The following is a 4768-nucleotide window of genomic DNA, read 5'->3' as shown; positions in this document are numbered from 1 at the left end:
GCTTTCGGCGATCGCTTCCATGGAGCAACGGGGAATCGTTGCCCGGGTCCGCAACGCGGCGGACAAGCGGAAGATCAACATCTTCCTCACCCCTTACGGTCACGAGCTGAAAAGGAAGCTTCTGCCCATTGGCATCGAAGTTGGGGATATCGCTAAGACCGGCATTTCGCGCCGCGAAGCGGATCTCCAGATCGCCCTATTGGGCGAGCTGCAGACCAATCTAGAAGCTGCGATTCGGAGCCTCTCCCCCGAGGAGCCCGACGCGAAGCCGGGTCGGCGGCGCCGAGAGGACCGAGGGGTCGCCGGCATCACTCATGAGGCAGGCGACTGATGCGATAGTGGGTGTCCTCGCCACCATGGATGCCCCACATCAATGTTGCGCGCCGATACTTACATCACTAATGGTTAGATAACTAAGGAACTGCACGGTGGCGGTCTGCGACGTGAAGGTTGCGTGGAGAGGTGTGCTGATGGTCAGGCCTTGCCTCCGACCGAATCGTCGTCGCTCTCCACCGCGCGGTTGATGACTGCAATCGCTTAGGTGCGGGCCGCGTCCGGTCTGCGAGAGTATCGGGAGAGTTTGAACTTATGAGTTCATCAGCCTTTAAAGGCGCGGATGTGTCCGATCGCCTGGATCGCGCGATAGACAATGCTCTCGCCGACAATCGTTTGGTGGGAACGGTCGTGATCGTCGCCCGGGGCGGCAAGATCGCCTATCGCCGCGCGGCGGGATTTGCAGACCGTGAATCGCAAAAGCCGATGCAAACGGATAGCATTTTCCGATTTGCATCGGTGACCAAACCCTTTGTCACCGCCGCCGTGATGCGCCTGATCGAGGATGGTGTTGTGAGGCTGGACGATCCAGTGACGCGCTTCCTGCCCGACTTTCAGCCGCGCCTGTCCGATGGATCGGTTCCGGTCATCTCGATCCGCCATCTGCTCACGCACACATCGGGGCTCGGCTATCCGTTTCAGGAAGGGAGCGATGGCCATTATCGTCGCCTCGACGTCTCCGACGGGTTGGATCAACCGGGATTGTCGCTATCCGAGAATCTTCGGCGCCTGGCTGCCGCCCCGCTTACCGCCGCACCGGGGTCGGGTTTTCGCTATTCCCTTGGCATGGATGTGATGGGAGGGGTGGTTGAGAGCGTTACCGGTGGTTCGCTACGCGATGCTGTGCGCAAACTGGTCACGGATCCGCTGGGTATCGTCGATACCGGCTTTGCCGTTGCGGATGTTGAGCGGCTCGCGACGAATTACTTCAACAGCGAATCCGTTCCCGTCCGCATCACGGACGGCATGGTAGTGCCTCTGGATGCCTTCAACGGGTCGCTAACGTTCGCGCCGAGCCGTATCCTGGATCCAAACTCCTATCCGTCAGGCGGGGGTGGGATGGTGGGGACTGCGGGCGACGTCCTGCACTTTCTGGAAACCATCCGGCTCGGGGGTGGTCCGATCCTGAAGCCTGAAACAGTCGAGATGATGGCGACCGATCAGCTCGGACCTCAGGCTGCGGCCTGCGGGCCGGGTTGGGGCTTCGGCTTCGGCTGGGCAGTGCTTGCAGATCCGCACGCCGTCCCGTCGCCGCAGTCTCCCGGAACGCTTCACTGGGCCGGCGGATACGGCAATAGCTGGTTCATCGATCGTGCAAACGCGCTGACGGTCGTGGCCATGACCAACACGGCCTTTGAGGGTATGTCGGGGAAGTTCGTGTCCGACATCCGGGACGCCGTCTACAACTGATCCCCGCAAGGAATCCGCGACCGGCCGGCGTAAGCCGGCCGCGCCGCAGCGAAAATGCGGAGGCGCCGCGTCGATCGCGGCGGCCAGATCACAAATCGTTGCGGTGGCTCCAGTCGATGATCCCGTCGATACAAGCGCTGACATGTTCGGGCTGGCCCTGGTAGAAATGGGTCGCGCCCTTGATGCTCACAAATTCCTTGTTCGCAACGGTGAGCGCGTTGTGAATGATCGGATTATGGCTCGCGGGAACCGCGTCGTCCGCTTCATTCTCGATCTGCAGCACAGGGGTCCGATGGATCTTTGTCGCGTTAACGGCAGCCTTGGAGTTGGATAGGTCGTAGGACCATTGCGACAGCCACGAGCGCAGGGTTGAGAATCGCGCCAAACCAGCGGGTCCCACGTTCACCGTGCGTGGATTGCCAAGATAGGATGCCCCCGGCGCGCGTCCATTGGGGTCGATCGTCGGATCAATCCAGCGCACGTCGCACATCGTGCGGTGCGTGACGAAGGCGCGTTCGGTTTCGCCGTCGTTGCGACGACGGAGCGTGGCAAGCATTTCCTCGGCCCAGGCGGTAATTCTGCGATTGCGGGCCCGCTGCCTCTCGCGGAAGGCGGCGATGAAGTCAGCGGTGAATGGTGGTTTGTTCGGGCAGTCCGGACTATAGATATCGAATTCGAGATCGCGCGTGTCCGGGTCGAATTCGTCGATGACGGAGGGGTCAAGCCATTCGGTCAGCACTTCCGCCCGGCTGAGGTGGGCGGCGATGAGGACTATTCCGTCAACCCGCTGCAGCCGCGCTGCTGTCAGGTCATAAAGGTCGCCGGCGGGCGTGTGGGTGATTGTCGGATGTTCAGACTGGGCCGCATAAAACAGCGATAGCGAGCCGCCGCCCGACCATCCCACCAGGATCACCTTTTCATAACCCAGCGACTCGCGCGCGTGGCGCACCCACTGGCCCATGTCGTAGGCGACCTTTTCCATAATCAGCGCACTATCGTTTCTCGGGTAGCGACTCGACGCGCAAAGTACGTGCAACCCCGCATCGGCAAGCGCCTCAGGCATTGGGAGCAGCTGGACCGTGGCTGTGGGGTGCATGAACAAATAGACCGCCTTAGATGGCCGCGCTCTCTGCCGGAACAGCTGGCCTTCCAGCTCGGTCGTGCCCTCGGCGCCCGCAAAACTGTAGGTCTCCGTCATCCCCGGTTGATCGCGGAAGCGAACGATTTCGGGAAGGCGATCCCATAGCGCCTTTGTCGGCAATCCTCTCTCCATGGCCATATCCTTAGTTATCTAACTATAATTGCGTATTACCGTACTCCAGTCAAGGGAAGGGCTTCCCATGCGAAGGGGCGCGCACTGAGCAACCATCCCCTCCCCTGTTTGCCCAAATAGGTAGCGGTTTTCCGTTGTCCTCGGTCACGATAGGTACGTTTTTAGGGCGGTACAGCCTATAGAGGGTCGTGCGGCTGAGCGGAACAGGAAAGTGTCGTAAGGGGCATTATTTCCTTTCAAAAGTCCCATTCGGAATTAGGTTGGCGTAGCGGTCTGAGGCCGCCGTTTGCGACGGCGTCAGGCACGGAGAAGTCGTAGCGGCCGAGGAAATTGATGTGACGCCAAGATATCGGCGAGAGCCGAGCGATATCGGCGGGCAGCGGCGGCGTCCCGGCCTCGCTGAGTTGGCGCACGGTTTCCTGCATGTAGACAGCGTTCCAGTGGACGATGGAGTTGAGGGCCAGACCGAGGACCCCAAGCTGCTCCTCTTGGCCCTGACGCAGAGGGCTTCTGATTTCGCCCCGATCGCCGTGATGGACGCGCCGACCGAGCTTGTGGCGCAATTCCTGCCGGTTGAGCTGAAACAATATTCGTCGCCGGAACGGCCGGTCATCGATGTATCGCAGGATATGCAGCGTCTTGATGATGCGGCCGAGTTCAGACAGGGCCTTGGCCAGCGTTGTTGGGCGGTCTTTGACCTGCAGCATTCGCATGACGCCTGCGGCCTTGAGGTGGCCGAGCTTGAGCGATCCGGCCAAGCGGATAAGGTCGGACCAGTTTTCCCGGATCAGATTGATTTTAACCCTGCCCCAGGCGGTCTGATCGAACGGCCCATAGCTCGCCTGGCGGTCGATACGCCAGAGTTTGGCGTCGCCGATGTCCGCCAGACGGGGGCTGAACCGGTAGCCCAAGAGCCAGAACAGACCGAAAATGGCGTCGGAATAGGCGGCGGTGTCGGTCATGATCTCCAGAGGATCGAGCTCGGTTTCCTGCTCCAGCAGGAGAGCCAGGACGACCAGGCTGTCGCGCAACGTGCCGGGGATGACCGCTCCGGTCAGACCGCTGAACTGATTGGAAATCATGTTGTACCAAGTGACGCCGCGCTCCTGGCCGTAATATTTGGGGTTGGGCCCGGCGTGTATGGCGCTCGACGGAGCGACAAAACGCATGCCGTCGGCGCTGGCCACCTCGCCTGCGCCCCAATGTTGGACGATATCCAGACGACTGTGAGCGGAAACGATCGCGGCGTTGGCCGCGGCGATGGTCTCGGGCCGAATGAAATTCTGACCGACCCAAGAAAGACGGTCGCGACGCAGAGCCGCAAATTCCGGGCGCACGATCGGCTCAAGACCGATGTTGCAGGCGCCGCCGACCAGGGTCGCGCACAGGCTTATCTCGAAGTGCTCGACGGTGGCCTGACGCTCGCTCAGATGCGTAAAGGACTTGGCAAATCCGGTTCGCGCCATGACTTCAAGAAAGATGTCGGGCATTCCGGCCTTCGGCATGCGCGTTTGGACGGCGGCGCGAAGTGCTCGAAGGCTCTCGGGTTCATCAAGCTTGTCGAGGGGCGTGACCACAATCCCCATCTTGTCGGCGACCGTCTCAAAACGCAGGTCCGGATTGTCGCCGGCGCGCGCAACGACATGTCGATATGCCTCGTCGAGAAGGCGGGAGAGACCGTCAATCTCAATGTCGGCTTCCAGAGATCGGCCCAGGGCGCGTGCTACCATCAACCTGGAATTGTGCCAGGAC

4 protein-coding genes are annotated in these 4768 nt (G+C 61.0%); 2 read left to right on the top strand and 2 right to left on the bottom strand.

Annotation, left to right across the window (positions count from 1 at the left end):
• Together A9D13_RS20770 and A9D13_RS04050 are read left to right on the top strand one after the other, a co-directional pair.
• A partial coding sequence (locus A9D13_RS20770; RefSeq protein ID WP_213177503.1) for a helix-turn-helix domain-containing protein occupies nucleotides 1-331 on the top strand: 331 nt, incomplete at its 5' end.
• Between the two features lie 257 nt (nucleotides 332-588).
• Nucleotides 589-1743 (top strand): serine hydrolase domain-containing protein, encoded by a 1155-nt coding sequence (locus A9D13_RS04050; RefSeq protein ID WP_062347427.1) that lies wholly within the window; start codon nucleotides 589-591, stop codon nucleotides 1741-1743.
• An 88-nt stretch (nucleotides 1744-1831) separates the two neighbouring features.
• On the opposite strand, the gene A9D13_RS04045 is transcribed toward A9D13_RS04050, so the two are convergent.
• Together A9D13_RS04045 and A9D13_RS04040 are read right to left on the bottom strand one after the other, a co-directional pair.
• A complete protein-coding gene (locus A9D13_RS04045; protein WP_244884876.1) occupies nucleotides 1832-3004 on the bottom strand; it encodes an alpha/beta fold hydrolase in 1173 nt (390 codons plus the stop codon).
• Nucleotides 3005-3252: 248 nt separating this feature from the next.
• Nucleotides 3253-4768: Tn3 family transposase (locus tag A9D13_RS04040; protein ID WP_156521916.1), on the bottom strand; the 1516-nt coding region annotated here is incomplete at its 5' end.

The organism is Croceicoccus mobilis, from assembly GCF_001661965.1.
GTDB lineage: Bacteria > Pseudomonadota > Alphaproteobacteria > Sphingomonadales > Sphingomonadaceae > Croceicoccus > Croceicoccus mobilis.
Note: the sequence above shows the minus strand (reverse complement) of the source record. Positions and strands in the feature narration are given on the sequence as shown.